We start from the raw sequence: 16096 nt of genomic DNA, 5'->3' as shown, positions 1-16096 counted from the left end.
CTCATTAAAAGCATCTACTTTTTTATTATATGATTAATAGGTAATAAATAGGTTGGTTAAAAGTGAGAAGGAATATTAAATAACCTTTCCACACTCTTATAACGCATAATCAATGATAACGCACTTCTTTCCCGGATCAGGAACTGTAATGAGGGTATTATTGAATTTCATTAATGATAAAAACTTTTATAAAGTTGGGGGCCTAAATAAAATATGAGGTGTCAATAATGCAAAAAACCTTAGAAAACCTTACAAAAGCATTTATTGGTGAAAGTCAGGCTAGAAACAGGTACACTTTCTATGCTAAACAGGCTAAAAAGGATGGGTACCCTGAACTCGAGAAAATATTCCTGGAAACTGCGGATAACGAACGTGAACACGCAAAATGGTTATTCAGGATGATCCAGAACCTGAAAAAAGACGCATCACTGGATGATGATGCCATTGTAGTGGAAGCGGAAGCCCCCCTCACCCTGGGAGATACCGTGGAAAACTTAAAGGCAGCCATTGCTGGTGAACACTACGAAAACAGTGAAATGTACCCCGAATTTGCTAAAGTAGCTAAGGAAGAAGGACTGGATGACGTTGCCCAGCGTTTGAATTCCATAGGCCGCGCAGAGATCCACCACGAAGAAAGGTACATTCAGGTCTTGAAAGAAATTGAAGCCGGAACCTTCTTTAAAAAAGATGAAGAAGTCACCTGGACCTGTATTAAATGCGGATATTCAGTCACTGCAAAACAACCACCAGAAAAATGTCCCTCCTGTGACCACCCCACAGAATACTTCATGATACGCTGCGAAAAATACTAAAACAAGGAAAATCTAGGGTTTCCAACATAAATACCCTATCTCCACGTTTTTTTTGGAGAGGGTATTGTTTCCTATTTTTTTGGAGGATTACAACTTATTATTTTTACACCTAAAACAGAGAAGCAGGGCATAGCTAAAGGATAAAAAATTCATAGGTTTCAAACAGACACTTAATTTACATTAAAAGAAAGCAATTTACATTTTGGAAAATTTACATTAATATATTAAAAAAATAATTGAGGGTTCAAATGACGGAAAAAGGACAGATCTATCGCTGTGATGTTTGTGGAAATATTGTGGATGTGCGGTGTGCCGGCCAGGGTAAGCTGGTTTGCTGTGAAGTGCCCATGGAACTCTTGAAAGAAAGGCAGGATGATGAGGGGGCCCTGAAACACCGGCCACTTATGGAAAAAACAGCCCAGGGAGTGAGGGTTAAAGTGGGAGAAGTAGCCCATCCCATGGAGGAAAATCACCACATTGAGTGGGTGGAGCTAGCCACGGGTGACCAGGTTTTCGTCCAGCTTCTAAAACCCGGAGACCAGCCAGAAGCAGAATTTCCAGTTGATCCAGATACAGTAACCCAGATACGAAGCTACTGCAATATTCACGGGTTATGGAAGTCTTGATCTCGGGAAAATCTAAAGGGGCATCATCATTTTTTTTATTGATTTAATCTCCTTTTTTTTGAAAATTTTTCTTATGAAGCACATTTTTCATAGAAAAAAGTATATTATTAAAGAAAATATTTTTTTGCATAATTTTTAAGTCTCAACTGCTGGTTTATGATACTTAGTTTAAAACTATTTAAGGAATCAAATACTATTGAAATCTATATTCAAACTAGATAATGGGGATATCTCCACTTTTAATAGGCAAATATTTCAAGTAATTCCACACATATTAGATTTATCATTAAATTTACAGGATTTTAGAAATAATTGGTGGATTGGAAATAAATTCAAACTGTGCAGGTGTGTTATGCGTAAAGTAATCATTATATTCGCCCTGGTATTGGTGACTGTTTCTCTATCCGGGTGTTTAGGCACTCAAGTCTCCCAGATAGATCAGTTAACCGACACCATCAACGACCATATATCCGCCGGTGACAACTATTTCAACCAGGCTGCCACCAGTACCAACAAGTACCAGTACGAAGCTGCCCAGTCACAGGCTGACAACGCCTCATCCCAGTTCAGTGATGCCAGAACATCCACCCAGGAGGCATTGATATACGCTAAGAATCTCCAGGACCAGGTTTACGTTACTTACCTGCAGATCACCCTCCAGGAGCTGGATGCCAAAATCAACGCCACCAACCAGCTGAAGGTTGCTATCCCCCTGTTTGCCCGCAATGACACCAAAACCGCCAACACCCATGTGGACAATGCCAACCAGTTCATGGACGCTTCCCAGTCGTACCAGAAACAGAGGGAAGAGATAGTACAGCAGAACCCCGCCAAATTTAAATGATTCACAAATCTTTTCTTTTTACTGAAATAGATTGTTGAATTAAGTTTATTCGTATCTGGGAGTGAATAAATTCATAAATCAAATTTAAAGTCATATGTTGAATTGAATAAGACTATAATTATTCATTAAACTTCAAATGAACTAAATTAAACTATAACTACATTAATTAAACTTTAAACAAATGAATTACAACTAAAAATAAAATTAATTAAACTATAATCAAATTAAACCAACTAAATTTCTTATAAAATCATAAATTAAGTTTTCACGAAAACCAAGTTACCATAACTATTTTTTTGAGGATACAATCATGAAAAAAACATGCTCAGAATGTAAAGGGAAGGGACGCCGGGTGGTGAGCTACAAGATATGTGAAGCTTGCCACGGAACTGGAGTCTCCGACGAAGTAGATATTAAAGGCCACCTAAAAGGCCTTTCCGGGGGAGCGAGAGAACGCTTCCAACTGGACCAGGAACAGGAAGTCCCCTGCAGTGTGTGCAGTGGTAAAGGAGAAGTAGAAGTCACCGAGGAATGCTCGGAATGTCAGGGAAAAGGAGAAATCAACCTGTGCACTAAATGTGGTAAACCCATTGAAAAGGGAGACTACTGCGATGACTGCCAGGACAAACCACGGGTGTACATACTGCACCCTGCCTCAGAACTACAGGACCTGGAGTTAGGGGAGCACTACAAGGGAAAGATCACCCGGGTAGAAGACTACGGTGTTTTTGTAAGTCTCTCCAAGAAACTTTACGGCCTTCTGCGTATGAGGAGCCCACCCTACAGTGTGGGTGAGGAGTTATTTGTCCAGATCATGGAGATCAAACACCACCGGGGAGAAGTGGACCTGGCACCCGCTGCCATAAAAGGAGCTTACGAACTGGTGAAACTCAAAAAGGAAATGCCCCGTACCAGAATAGCCGACATCACCCCTAAAATGAAGGGCAGGAATGTGTGCCTGGTGGGAGAAGTGGTGCAGATCCAGCAGACCAGTGGACCCACCATCTTCACCATCTCCGATGAGACTGGTATCACCTGGGCGGCAGCCTTTGATGAAGCCGGGGTACGGGTCTACCCCAACATCAACATCGACAATATGGTGGAGGTACTGGGGGAAGTATCCCTCCATGGAGGTAAAATCCAGATAGAATCCGAGAGCATCGAAAGACTCCACGGATCAGACGCTACTGAAGCCAGGCAACGTATCGACGAAGCCCTGGATAAGCGGGCAGAACCAGAAAACACCGAGCTCATACAGGACGCACCAATTATCCAGAAATTACAACCACGCCTAGTTGCTGCGGCTAAAGCCATCCGCCGAGCCATCATGGACGGGCGCAGCATACTGGTACGTCACCACGCCGATGCTGATGGTATCTGTGCGGGTGTGGCCGTGGAAAAGGCAGTCATACCACTCTTGCAGGAGATCAACCCGGCCAACGATGCAGAATGGCATTATTTCCGCCGTTCTCCCAGTAAAGCACCTTTCTACGAGATTGAAGATGTGGTGAAGGACTTGAGCTTTGCCCTGGAAGACCTGGAACGTCACGGACAGAAACTACCTTTACTGGTCCTCATGGACAACGGTTCCACCGAAGAGGACATCCTGGCCCTGTTGAAGGTTAAGATCTACGATATTGAAGTGGTGGTAGTGGATCACCACTACCCTGGAGAGGTCACCGATGGTCGGGTGGCCGTGGACGACTACGTTGATGTCCACGTGAACCCCTACCTGGAAGGAGGAGACAGCCAGGTCACTGCCGGGGCTCTGGCTGTGGAACTGGCCCAGATGATCAACCCCGAGGTAAAGGATAGACTTCTCCACCTGCCGGGTATAGCAGCAGTGGGTGACCACGCCCGCTCACCAGAAGCACAGTGGTACATTGATCTGGCCAAGGAAAAAGGCTACGATCTGGAAGACCTGGACAGGATCGCCACGGCCATTGACTTTGAAGCATTTTTCCTGCGCTTCATGAATGGTCGGGGAATCATGGACACCATACTGGGACTGGGTAACCGTGAAAAACACACCAAACTCGTGGATGCACTCTACAAAGAGTCACAAAGACGTGTGGAATGGCAGCTGGCCGCAGCCCTCCCCAACCTCAAGACCCAGAAGTTCCCCAACGGGATCATATTCAGTGTTCTGGATGTGGAGAAGTTCGCCCATAAATTCACCTTCCCTGCTCCCGGTAAGACCTGTGGCTTTGTCCACGACAGCATGGTCCAGAAGCACGGGGAAGAAACACCCATCATCACCCTGGCCTACGGGCCAGACTTTGGGGTTATACGGGCCACCGATGCCGTGAATGAGATATTCGGTTTCAACCTCAACACCATAATCCAGGAACTCCTGGTGGAAATACCCGAAGCAGGTATTGATGGTGGAGGCCACGAATGTGCCGGTAGCCTGAAATTCGTGGAAGGACTATCCAAAAAAGTACTGCAAGCCTTTGCCGGTAAGGTTGCCGGGCTAAAGGCGTGAAATTAGGGATTATTTTTCCATCCCTTCTTTTTTTTATTATTATCATTAGGAATGATATTTAAGGGGTTTTCATTTTTAGATATCCTAATTTTTCCTAGTTTTTCCAATTTATCCTGGTTTCTCTAATTTATCCTGGTTTCTCTAATTTATCCAGGTTTTCCAGTTTTAATATCAGGTTTTTTGGGTTTAAATAGTGCAAATTAAATTTTTAAAAAACCAGATTTTTCCATTTACTTCACCAGCAGTATGGTGATGAATGCCACCAGTATCCACTCACCATCCACCAGGATATCCATTTCCAGACGGTTTTCCTGGCGAGAAAAGTAAAATATGTAGAGGTAACCGTAGATCGTGCAAAAAATCAGGGGTATGATGAACACTGGAAGGAGTTTAAAGGCCAGGGCCAGTTGAATAACCAGGATCAGGGTGGTGTTGAGAATTAGAAGTAATTGAATGGTACGTGACTTGCCCATAACCACGGGTATGGTTATGGTTTTGCTTTGTTTGTCCCCCTTGCGATCCAGGAGATCGAAAAGCACGGTGTTAATGAAACTTTTAATGAAAAAGAAGTAAAAAGCCAGCCCCATAAGGATGAAATCCACCCGGTGGCCTATTACTGGCAGGAAGGTGTTACCTACAGTCCAGCTTAAAGCAACAGTGAAGCTCTTCACGCCACATATATCCTTCAAGCGCGGTATCCGTGGGTGGAACTTTATGCTGTATATTAAACCGGCTATCAACGGGAAAATGAGCACCAGTAACACTTTCCAGCTGTGGAGAATTCCAATGATCAGGGATAGGATAAGGGCGGAAAATGTGGTGTACTTGAACAGCTTCAGGTGACTGGAGATGATTTTTGATCTCTCAGGTGCATTTAACTGGTCTTCTTTGGTGTCAGTTATCTTGTTTAACCCGTAAACCGAGTAGATCACCAGAAAAGTAGCTATTAAAAGTGGATAAGACAGGGTTACTCCGTACAAAGAAAAGGAAAAAAAGGTTTTTAAACAACCGCTGAGGGCTATAAACACTGAACTGGAAGTTAATATAACTAATATTTTAATGATGGATCTATAGGGTGAATGGTTTAGCCTGGTTCTTATGGTATTTAAATAACTGGTTACCCCAGGTAACTGCGTCATAATCATCACTTATCAGGTCTTTGCTATTATCATAATCCCCCTGTTCCAGGAATAAACCTAATGATAAGTATTTATCAGTAACGGTAAACGCAATTTTAACTTCAGGAATAACCCAAAATTTAACCATGTCCTGGGATATGAAACTCTTCAGATATTCCATTTCCTCACTGCTTATACCCTCCATGGTCTGGTTAACAATGTCCTGGGTTAATATTAATTCAACCTTGGTACCTTTTTCAATCACCTTCTGGTACATGTCAATGTAATTGAAACGGAAAATGGGTGAAATTCCTTTAATGTACTCTGATTCAGTTAATATTTTTTCATAAGTATCCTGGGGTTTGAATATTTCCCCGGACTCTGCTTCGATAAGTGTGGAGTTATGCAGATCCCCAATTCTCCTTAAAAGTTCCGGAGGAATACTGCTCAAGTCATGGTTAATCCACAGCCTCTTAAATTTACTGATGGCTGCATTGGTTTTAATGTCTTCCACAAGATTAATACTTATTATTTCACCAAAGGAAGTTAAACAATATTTTTCTTCGTTTTTAGTGGTTATTTTCTTTTTTTCAAGGTTACTCAAGTTGTGTGAAAGGGTGGAACTGCTCTGTCCAGTTTCTGATCTTAGTTCAGTCATGGTTTTGGAACCTTCGCCCAGGCAGACTAAAATCTGCACCCTTACTGACGAACCAGCAATGTATCTCATCTGATCCTTCGTTTTTGAGTAAACATCAAGGTAATCAATGCTAATATTAAATTCCCCCATGTAATATTTCTTACAATTATAAATCTAATCGTAAGTAATTAACATTAGGTATTTTATATGACCTTAATATTTGTTAGGGTTCAGGATGTAATGGTGACTCCTACATACATCATTAATAGTTAAACTGTATTACTTGTAATAGATTAAGATTTTACAAGTTAAATAAACATTTTTTAGGCGTATGTGGGCAGTTAAATAGGTTTTGGAGGTATTACTGGGTAAATGCGGTCAATTTTAAAAAAGGAAAAAAATGGGAAAATGGAGGTTTAAGTGTATCCGTCTCCACCACAGGCTGGGCAGGATATTTTCCCGTCTCCTCCACATTTGGTACAGGTTTTCTTTTCTCCGCCAGTTCCTCCGCAGGCCGGGCAGGTCTCAGTATGGCAGGCCAGTACCTTCACCATTTGTACCACGTCGGGGTTGGTGTTACCATTACCATCGATGTACACATTACCATCACCGCCGCAGGTGGGGCAGGATCCTTTTAACACACCACTACCTCCGCAGCTGGTGCAGCTGAGAACTCCATCTCCTCCGCATTTGGTGCAGGTGACTTTCTGGGCCTGAACCGTCTTTTTGGTTGTGTCTTGAGTCTGTTCTTCACTACCTCCAGAAGCATTCCCCACTGTAGGGGTGCTTGCTGGAGATTTATCCGACGTTACTGGTTCATTTACGGGCAATAAATAATTACAAGCGGTGGCACCACCAATGGCCACAATCAGAACTAAAATTCCCACTAAATACTTAGTTTCCATAGATTCCTCTCCTTATTTATCAATTCAATTTACTTGCAGGGCTTAACATTACAACCTTAGGTTACTTGCATAACCTTAACATTGCAAACTTAGGTTACTCTCATAACCTAACACTACAAACTCAATTTACCTTACCTAATTTAACACAAATATGATTCAACAATATTACTTTATATTATGTACTAACTTAATGACAATAAATAATTTTGGTTGTAAGATTAATAAAAACTATGGACCACTAAAAATAGTCAGATAAGTGAGCAACAATATTCAGTTCGTATATGTGGTGTCAATAATTGATCACTAGTACTGTGGAGGGGTTAAAAATGGAGTATCATGTCAAAAAGTAGATTCAAACCATATAACTATCTGGTTATTAATTCTATGCTGGTTATTAATGATAATGAATTATATTCACTTAAAAATAGTTTATTGTAGGGTATTATGGTGGGTATTTAAAATCTAAAAACCTAAATCTCTATCTTTGCGTTTGGCATAATCTTCTTTTAAACCTTTTTTAAGGTATTTAACTATTAATGCTTTAGCAGAGATTTCCTGCTCAATGGCTTCTATATACAACTGTTTTTTGACAACTTTCGGTATTTCGACATTGAGTTGAATTTCGCCTTTCTTAGGGTTTGCCATTTATGATTTCTCCATGGTTTTGGTCATATAATTTTAATATGAATTCTTTATTGCCTGGTAATAATCGCAGATATCCTGTAGGGAACATTCCTCGTGCCGGGGGGATTGGGGGCGGCAGATGGTCTGTCCGAACTGCACCATGAGGTCATTTAATTCAATCCAGTAGTCCTTGGGGACTATTTTTTCCAGTTCTACCTCAGTTTCTTCCGGGGTTTTGGTTTTAACCAGGCCCAGGCGGTTGCTTATACGGTGAACATGGACATCTACGGGTATGGCTGGCTTCTGGAAACCGTAAACCAGGACACAGTTGGCGGTCTTGCGCCCCACACCGGGTAGTTTCAGCAGATTTTTAATATCATCCGGTACCTGGCCCTTAAATTCGTCCAGAAGCTTCTTTGAAACTTCCACAATACGTTGGGCCTTAACCCGGTAGAAACCAGCTGGGCGTATCAGTGGTTCCAGTCGGGTGGGGTCAGCACTGGCGATCTCGGTCATGGTGTGGTACTGGGAGAAAAGCTGGGCTGAGGCCCGGTCAGTGTTTTCATCCCGTGTTCTCTGGGAGAGTATGGTCCTGATGAGAACCCGGTAGGGATCCCCACCTTCAAATACCCGCAGATCGTATTTCTGCATTAAACTTTCCATAACCAAATCAATACGCTGGTCAAGATCCATGTTCAAAACCGTCCCTTCCTTTTTAGGATTTATAATATTAGTTGTGGTAAATTTAACTATATTTGTCCCCTAAAATCATTTATCTCCCCTAATAATTTAAAGAAATGAAATATGAGAAAAATGAAGGTTTATAGGGGTGTCAAATAATTAGTGGAGAATTTCCAGGAGGGTTTCTACTCCTTCCATAACTCCGTCTCCATCCTGGGCAGTGGTGGGGATTACTGGTGCATCCGAATCAGTATCCAGGTTATCGGAGTTAAGGTCCTGTTTATTGGCGAAGATTACGTAGGGAATATTGAACTGGTCCAGTCGTCCCAGGATTTCCTGGTCAGTGGAGGTTATTCCCTTGCTGTTGTCCACAACCAGTATGGCTCCATCCAGGCCTTCGGAGACTATCCTCCGCATGAAGCGGAAGCGGTCCTGGCCTGGGGTTCCGAAGAAGTGCACTTTTTTTCCGTTGATCATGGTGTTACCATAGTCCAGGGCAGTGGTGGTTCCGTTGTATTCAACTTTGGCCCTGTTGTGACAGATCTGTTCTAAGGTAGTGGTTTTTCCTGAGTTATAGGCGCCCAGAACCACTATTTTGGTTTCCTTGTTGTGTCTCATTTTAGCCACCTGTAAAAAATATTCCCAATCCCTTCACTCAATATACAAGTTTCTCCTTAATCAGTGCATAATACCTATCCCGTACAAGTATTAATCAATGAATTTATTTAGTTACTATCCTTTTATTAAACTATCCCTTTATCCCGGGGCCAATTCACAATGGAAATAATAAAAATAGTTTAGATGATTTTGATGGGACATCCCAAATCTTCCATCACCTGGGGGAAGTTAGGGAATGAAACCTGGTAGGCCTCGGCCCCATTAATACGCACTTCACCGGTAAGGAGTCCCACCAGTGTCAGGGACATAACCAGGCGGTGATCAGTGTGGCTTTCCACCACACCACCGTGTGCTCCTCCGGTGATGGTGAGACTGTCCCTTTCTTCAGTTACATCCACTCCCAGTTTACTTAATTCCAGGGCCATGGTATGCACCCGGTCAGTTTCCTTGTAGCGGGCGTGTTCCACCCCTACAATGTGGGATGTTCCCTGGGCCACTGCTGCCAGGGCCGCCACTGTGGGCAGGAGGTCGGGAGAGTTTTCCAGGTTAACATCAATACTGGTGAGAGGGGAGGTGATCTTTCCGGTGGGTTTGCTTTCCGGAGAATCCCCCTTAACTGTAACCTGGTCTTCCCGGGCCTTGATACTGGCCCCCATTTTCTCCAGGATGTCCAGTATAAGTTTATCTCCCTGCTGGGAATCTTTGAATAAATTAAGAACAGTAACTTCCCCACCTAATATGGCGGCAGCACTCATCAGGTACGATGCTGAGGAGTAATCCCCTTCAATGGTGTAATCCCGGGCCTGGTAGGTTTGCTGGTCCAGGTGGAATTTGTTTCCAGGTTCCTGACGGCACTGGACACCGAATTTATCCATGATGTCCAGAGTCATCTCCACGTAGGGCCGGCTCTTGAACGCCCCTACCACCTGGAGATCCACCGGGTTCTGGGCATAGGGTGCAGAGAGTAAAATAGAGGAGATGTACTGGGAGCTCACACTACCTTTGATGTCACTTTTACCTCCACTAAACCCACTTTTAACCACTACAGGGGGGAGGCCGTTACTTCGGGTGGAATAGGCAGCCACACCCAGTTTCTGGAGAGAATCCAGGAGGTCCTGCATGGGCCTGGTTCGCAGGGAATTATCACCAGTGAGCACGCTGCATCCTGGTGCCAGGCTGGTCATGGTGGTTAAAAAGCGAAGAGTGGTGCCACTGTTTTCCAGGTTCAGAACATTTTCAGGGGTTTTTAACTCTCCGGCAGTACCCTGGACAGTGCAACCCTCATCTTCAAGTTCAATGTCACACCCCAGTGCCTGGCAGGCCTTCAGGGTGGCCAGGGTGTCAGCGGAGTACAGGGGGTCCCTCAGACGTGACTGACCACGGGCCAGGCAGGCTAAGAGTAAGGCACGGTGGGTGTAACTTTTGGAGGGAGGAGCTTTCACCGCTCCCTTTATTTCGCTGGCTTTTTCTACCTTTAATTCCACCATAATCACCTGTTTAATTTGGTAACTGGTTAGATTACCAGTTCAATTACCAGTTCCAGTTCTTCCAGGAGCAGGAGTTCCACCTTTTCCCCGGTGCGGCCCACCAGTTCTTTGCTGGTGGAAACATGATCAGCAGTGACGTGGGATCCTTCCACATCAATGTAACCATCCTTTTCCAGGGTTTTGGCTACTTCTTGCGGGTCTTCAGACTGCAGGTACTGCACAATTACCGGGGCCTGGCCCTTGAACTGTGGTCCGATCTGGTCCATGCGGGGGGTTACTTCCACCACTATCTCCCGTACATCGGGTTTTCCCTCGGTGACCATTAACTTCTCAACACGCATGGTGCCCTGTATATCTTCCTGTAACTCCATTAACTGGTTGTAAACTGCAGGGGAACTGGAATATAAAGTAGCAGACTTAAGGGGAGCGTTAAGTGGCATTTTACGGCTGGCTTTAAAGCGTCTTAACTGGCTGATCACTTCGGATCCCAATTTTCCCCTTTCATCTGCTTCTTTATCACAGAGTTCCTCCCTCACTTCCGGCCATTTTTCTTGATGAATACTTCTAAATTCTTCCGGGTCACGGTTGTGGCCCAGATAATAGTTTACTTCTTCAGTGAAATGGGGAGTGAAGGGGGCCATAAGCTTTAAACAGGTCCTGATAATTGTGTTAAGAGTGTAAAGTGCTGCCTGCTTCGATTCTCCATCATCATCAGTGTACAATCGGTATTTAACAGCTTCAATGTAATCGTCGCAGAAGTCATGCCATATGTAGGCCTGTATGTGGTTACGGGCCTGGGCGAAGTTGTACTCCTCCATGGCCTGGGTGACCTCAGCCACCAACTGGTTTAAACCAGAGAGTATCCATTTATCCAGTGGTTTTAGACTTTCCAGTTTGATTTCTTCTTCACTGTAACCGGCCAGGTGCATGTTCACGAACCGGAAGGCGTTCCAGAATTTCCTAAGGAATTTATAGCCGTGCTGCACATCCTTCCAGGCGAAAGGAACATCGGAGCCGGGAACACTGTTGGCGGCCCATAGACGCAGGGCATCGGCACCGTACTCCGCCACCACATCCTCGGGGGCAATGACATTACCTCTTGACTTACTCATTTTATGGCCGTCTTCTCCGAATACCATTCCATTGACCACCACATTCTGGAAAGGTGCCTCTCCAGTAAGGGCTAGAGACCTTAATATAGTGTAAAAGGCCCAGGTCCGTATGATATCGTGTCCCTGCTGACGAATGGTGGCCGGGAAGAGATCTTTGTACTCGGGGGAAGGCCAACCAGCAATCACCAGGGGGGTGATGGAACTGTCCATCCAAGTGTCCAGTACATCGATTTCACCTTCAAAATCGGTGCTTCCACATTTACAGGGGGTGGAAGGTTGGGTCTGGGTGGGATCGATGGGTAATTCATCCTCGGAGGGTAACAATACATCTCCACAACTTTTACAGTACCATACTGGTATGGGGGTGGCGAATATCCTCTGCCTGCTGATGCACCAGTCCCAGTCCATGTTACCTGTCCAGTTTAAAAGACGGGTTTTCATATGCTCGGGCATCCAGTCCATGTTCTCGGCAGCTTCCTCTATCTGGCTGTTGAGTTCTTTAACTGCCACGAACCACTGTTTTTTAACCAGAATCTCAATGGGTGTTTTGCATCTCCAGCACAGTCCCACGTTCTGGTCTACCTTCTCTTTACGGGTGAGATATCCCTCTTTATCCAGGTCATTTACTATGGCCTGTTTACATTCTGCCAGGGTGAGTCCGGCGTATTTGCCACAGACATCCTGCATTATTCCCTGTTCATTGATGGCCTCTATGATGTCCAGGTTGTAGCGGTTAACCCACATTACGTCGGTTTTATCCCCGAAGGTACAGATCATAACTGCCCCGGTACCAAATTCTGGGTCCACCTCTCGGTCGGTGATGATCTCCACTTCCCGGTCAAAGAGGGGCACCTTAACCTTTTTGCCAGTGAGGTGCTGGTAACGTTCATCCTCGGGATGCACTACCACTGCTACACATGCTGCCAGTAATTCTGGCCGGGTGGTGGCGATAGGCACACCAGATTCATTACTGCTTGAAGGAAATTCAAGGTAATTGAGGAAGGTTTCATTTTCCTGGTAGTCAACTTCAGCAAAAGCAATGGCAGTTTCACAGCGGGGGCACCAGTTCACCGGGTGCACTGCCCGGTAAATGAGACCGTCATGGTACATCTTCAGGAAACTACGCTGGGTCTTTTCCTTGTACTCCGGGGTCATGGTCACGTATTCCCGGTTCCAGTCCTGGGAGTATCCCATGCGTTGCATCTGGGTTTTCATACCCTGGATGTTCTCCCGGGTGAGGTCTATGCACATTTCGCGGAATTCATCCCGGGGCACATCGTTCTTCTTGATGCCGTGGATTTCCTCCACCTTAACCTCGGTGGGCAGACCGTGACAGTCCCAGCCCTGGGGGAACAGTACTGAGTAGCCCTGCATACGTTTCCAACGGGCCAGTAAATCCATGTACAGCCAGTTAAGAACGTGACCTATGTGTATGGATCCCGTAGGGTACGGTGGTGGTGTGTCAATTATGTAACGGGGTCGGCTTTCATTGGGGTCGAACTGGTAAAGCTCTGTTTGTTGCCATATATCTTGCCACTCGATTTCTTTTTCGTGATTGTAGTCCTTAGGAACCTCAACTTCCTTCATCTTCGGTCTCCTCTCCATGCTAAATCATTAGTAAATTCTAAAATCAGCCAAATAGCTAAATTAAATATATATGCTTTCAAGTTAAGTATTGTTATAGTCTATTTAACCAATGGATATAATTAAATTTATAGTTACATATGGTATAAAATTACACTGACACAAATTGTAACCATGATAATGATACGGTGAGCATAATATGGAAATGCTGTGGTTTTACATAGCCGTTATCCTGGCAATAAGTGATGAGGCGCACAGCCAAATCTTCTGGAAGCTGTTCTTTGATTTCTATGTCCTACTGGCGGGAATGATACAGAAGATAGTGGGCTCCAACATTAGAATGTGGATGGTGCACGAGGTTCTGGAAGCTATATTCCACTTCATCCTGTTATCTCTGCTCTTTTTGTCCCTGGAAATTGGATTATTAGCAGCAATCATCCACCTGGTTATAGACCTCTACCACGAAGTAGCTGGACTGGAAATGACCTGGTTACAGCACCGTGCCCTGCACTTCACAGTAGAGTCCCTGTTCTTCATCATGTTTTTAGGCATATAGGAAGGGATATTAAAAAATTTATTTTCATTTATTAATAATTCATAAATCAAAATTAAATTCATAAATCAAATATTTCACAGTAAATATACTTATACAAACTAAATTCACCAAAAAATCTTTGATAAATCACACCAAATTTAGACCATAAAAATAACTTAAATAGAGGAAAGAGTCATGCCAGTTATAAAATTCACCTACACTGATCTGGAAGAATTATTGAATAGATCCATGGACAAGGATGAACTCATAGACATGCTCCCCATGATCGGGAGTGATATAGAGGACTATGATGATGAAGAGGTTAAGGTGGAGTTTTTCCCCAACCGCCCCGACTACTTGAGTGTGGAAGGAGTGGCCCGGGCACTCAAGGGGTTCCTGGGAATAGAACAGGGAATGCCCAGGTACCATCTGGAACCATCTGGAACCAGTATCACCATAGACCCTGGGCTTAAGGATATCCGGCCCTACACTGCCTGCTGTCTGGTCCGGGGGGTTGAATTTTCTGACGAGAAATTAGCCCAGATAATGGACTTCCAGGAAGACCTGCACTGGGTGATAGGACGGGACCGCAAAAAGGTAGCCATTGGAATCCACAACTTGGATGTTTTAAAGGGTCCTTTCCGTTATTTCGCCGCTGACCCTGATGAAGTATCTTTTGTACCCCTGGAGATGGAGGAGGAGATGACTCTCCGTGAAGTACTCACCGTGCACAAGAAGGGAAAGGCCTATGCCCACTTAATAGATAAGTTCGATAAGTATCCATTGTTAATGGATTCTGAGGATAACGTACTTTCCATGCCCCCTATTATCAATGGAGAGTTAACTAAACTTACCACAGGCACTGAAAATCTCTTTGTGGATGTGACTGGCACGGACCAGCAGGCAGTGGAGCGTACCCTAAATATCATTGCCACCAGTTTTGCTGAGTCCGGGGCTACCATCCAGACCATGGAAAACATATACTCGGATGAAACCCTCATCAGACCGGACTTAACTCCCAAGGAAAGGACAGTCAGTGTGAAAAATGCGGTTAAACTAATTGGAATACCACTTACTGCTGATGAGGTGGTTAAAGCCCTGAAAAAGGTTCGTTTTGATGCAGATGCCGTTGATGATGACACGGTTCGGGTTAAAATCCCCTCCTACCGGGCAGATATACTCCACGAGGTGGACCTCATAGAAAATGTGGCCATAGGCTACTGTTTCCGCAAGATCGAACCGGAACTACCCCAGGTGGCCACTGTGGCCCGGGAAGACCCTTACATTGATTTTGACCAGAATGTTCGGGAGATCATGAATGGACTGGGATTTGCCGAGGTCATGAGCCTCATGTTAACCAATGAGGAGAACCACTACCAGAAGATGAAACTCCCTGAAACTGAAAGGGTGGAGGTAGCCCAGCCCATAAGTCAGGACCGGACTATGATCCGGCAAAGCCTCCTCAACGGCCTTTTAGAGTTTCTGGAGGATAACAAACACGAGGAACTTCCCCAGAAGATCTTTGAAGTGGGAGAAACTGTCTTCCTGGATGAAGAGACTGAGACCAGAACCACCGGTGTTAAGAAGATGGCCGCTATGACCACCCATTCCCAGGCCAACTTCACTGAAATAAAATCAACCAGTGATGCCCTGATAAGTAACCTGGGCCTGGTCATGGAGATCGAAGACCTGGACCACCCCAGCTTCATTAAGGGTCGATGCGCCCGCATAAAAGGAGTGAAAGAAGGAAGTTCCCAAGTGTGTGTGGAAGGATTCTTCGGTGAAATGCACCCGGAGGTCATCCGCAACTTCCAACTGGAGTACCCGGTGGTGGCCCTGGAAGTGGAGTTTAAATCCATTAAATAAGTTATGGAACCTTGGACAAGTATCCCGGAATTCTGAAGGAATTTCTAAAAAATGTAGGAAGTTTGGATTCAGTGAGTTCTAATTTTGGAATTCTGGGAAAAATTAATATTTTTTTATATTTTAATGTTTTATATTTTAAATATTATTTTAGTTTATTTTAGT

14 protein-coding genes are annotated in these 16096 nt (G+C 44.4%); 6 read left to right on the top strand and 8 right to left on the bottom strand.

Annotated features, from left to right (window positions below):
• Positions 1–227 precede the first annotated feature (227 nt).
• The 4 genes from rbr (at position 228) to QC759_RS04950 (ending at position 4767) form a co-directional block, all read left to right on the top strand.
• Entirely contained in the window at positions 228–812 is a 585-nt protein-coding gene (gene rbr / locus QC759_RS04965) for a rubrerythrin (protein ID WP_048073111.1), read from the top strand.
• Between the two features lie 248 nt (positions 813–1060).
• A complete protein-coding gene (locus tag QC759_RS04960; RefSeq protein ID WP_048073112.1) occupies positions 1061–1438 on the top strand; it encodes a desulfoferrodoxin in 378 nt (125 codons plus the stop codon).
• A gap of 352 nt (positions 1439–1790) precedes the next feature.
• Positions 1791–2282, top strand: a complete 492-nt coding sequence (locus QC759_RS04955; RefSeq protein ID WP_048073113.1) for a hypothetical protein — start codon at positions 1791–1793, stop codon at positions 2280–2282.
• Positions 2283–2592: 310 nt separating this feature from the next.
• Positions 2593–4767: a DHH family phosphoesterase gene (locus QC759_RS04950; protein WP_048073114.1), complete on the top strand. Its 2175-nt coding sequence runs from the start codon at positions 2593–2595 to the stop codon at positions 4765–4767.
• Between the two features lie 230 nt (positions 4768–4997).
• On the opposite strand, the gene QC759_RS04945 is transcribed toward QC759_RS04950, so the two are convergent.
• The 8 genes from QC759_RS04945 to QC759_RS04910 all read right to left on the bottom strand — a co-directional run bounded on the left by QC759_RS04945 (position 4998) and on the right by QC759_RS04910 (position 13536).
• Complete coding sequence (locus QC759_RS04945) at positions 4998–5906, bottom strand: UbiA family prenyltransferase (RefSeq protein ID WP_048073115.1); 909 nt, start codon at positions 5904–5906, stop codon at positions 4998–5000.
• Complete coding sequence (locus QC759_RS04940) at positions 5836–6612, bottom strand: helix-turn-helix transcriptional regulator (RefSeq protein ID WP_279845184.1); 777 nt, start codon at positions 6610–6612, stop codon at positions 5836–5838. The genes QC759_RS04945 and QC759_RS04940 overlap by 71 nt, the downstream gene beginning before the upstream one ends.
• A 326-nt stretch (positions 6613–6938) precedes the next feature.
• Positions 6939–7427, bottom strand: coding sequence for a hypothetical protein (locus tag QC759_RS04935; RefSeq protein ID WP_048073116.1), 489 nt, complete (start codon positions 7425–7427; stop codon positions 6939–6941).
• Positions 7428–7889: 462 nt separating this feature from the next.
• Positions 7890–8072, bottom strand: a complete 183-nt coding sequence (locus QC759_RS04930) for a hypothetical protein (RefSeq protein WP_048073117.1) — start codon at positions 8070–8072, stop codon at positions 7890–7892.
• 33 nt (positions 8073–8105) lie between these two features.
• Positions 8106–8744, bottom strand: a complete 639-nt coding sequence (locus QC759_RS04925; RefSeq protein WP_048073902.1) for an endonuclease III domain-containing protein — start codon at positions 8742–8744, stop codon at positions 8106–8108.
• 147 nt (positions 8745–8891) lie between these two features.
• Entirely contained in the window at positions 8892–9350 is a 459-nt protein-coding gene (locus tag QC759_RS04920; protein ID WP_048073118.1) for a GTP-binding protein, read from the bottom strand.
• Positions 9351–9529: 179 nt separating this feature from the next.
• A complete protein-coding gene (gene aroA, locus QC759_RS04915) occupies positions 9530–10834 on the bottom strand; it encodes a 3-phosphoshikimate 1-carboxyvinyltransferase (protein ID WP_048073903.1) in 1305 nt (434 codons plus the stop codon).
• A gap of 29 nt (positions 10835–10863) precedes the next feature.
• Positions 10864–13536 (bottom strand): valine--tRNA ligase, encoded by a 2673-nt coding sequence (locus tag QC759_RS04910; protein WP_048073119.1) that lies wholly within the window; start codon positions 13534–13536, stop codon positions 10864–10866.
• Between the two features lie 196 nt (positions 13537–13732).
• Between QC759_RS04910 and QC759_RS04905 the strand changes: the two genes are divergently transcribed.
• The gene (locus QC759_RS04905) at positions 13733–14089 is read left to right on the top strand and encodes a hypothetical protein (protein WP_048073120.1); all 357 of its coding nucleotides are present in this window, start codon (positions 13733–13735) and stop codon (positions 14087–14089) included.
• 174 nt (positions 14090–14263) lie between these two features.
• Positions 14264–15934, top strand: coding sequence for a phenylalanine--tRNA ligase subunit beta (gene pheT / locus QC759_RS04900; RefSeq protein ID WP_048073121.1), 1671 nt, complete (start codon positions 14264–14266; stop codon positions 15932–15934).
• The last annotated feature ends 162 nt before the right edge of the window (positions 15935–16096 follow it).

Origin of the sequence: Methanobacterium formicicum (assembly GCF_029848115.1) — an archaeon.
Classification (GTDB): domain Archaea; phylum Methanobacteriota; class Methanobacteria; order Methanobacteriales; family Methanobacteriaceae; genus Methanobacterium; species Methanobacterium formicicum.
Note: the sequence above shows the minus strand (reverse complement) of the source record. Positions and strands in the feature narration are given on the sequence as shown.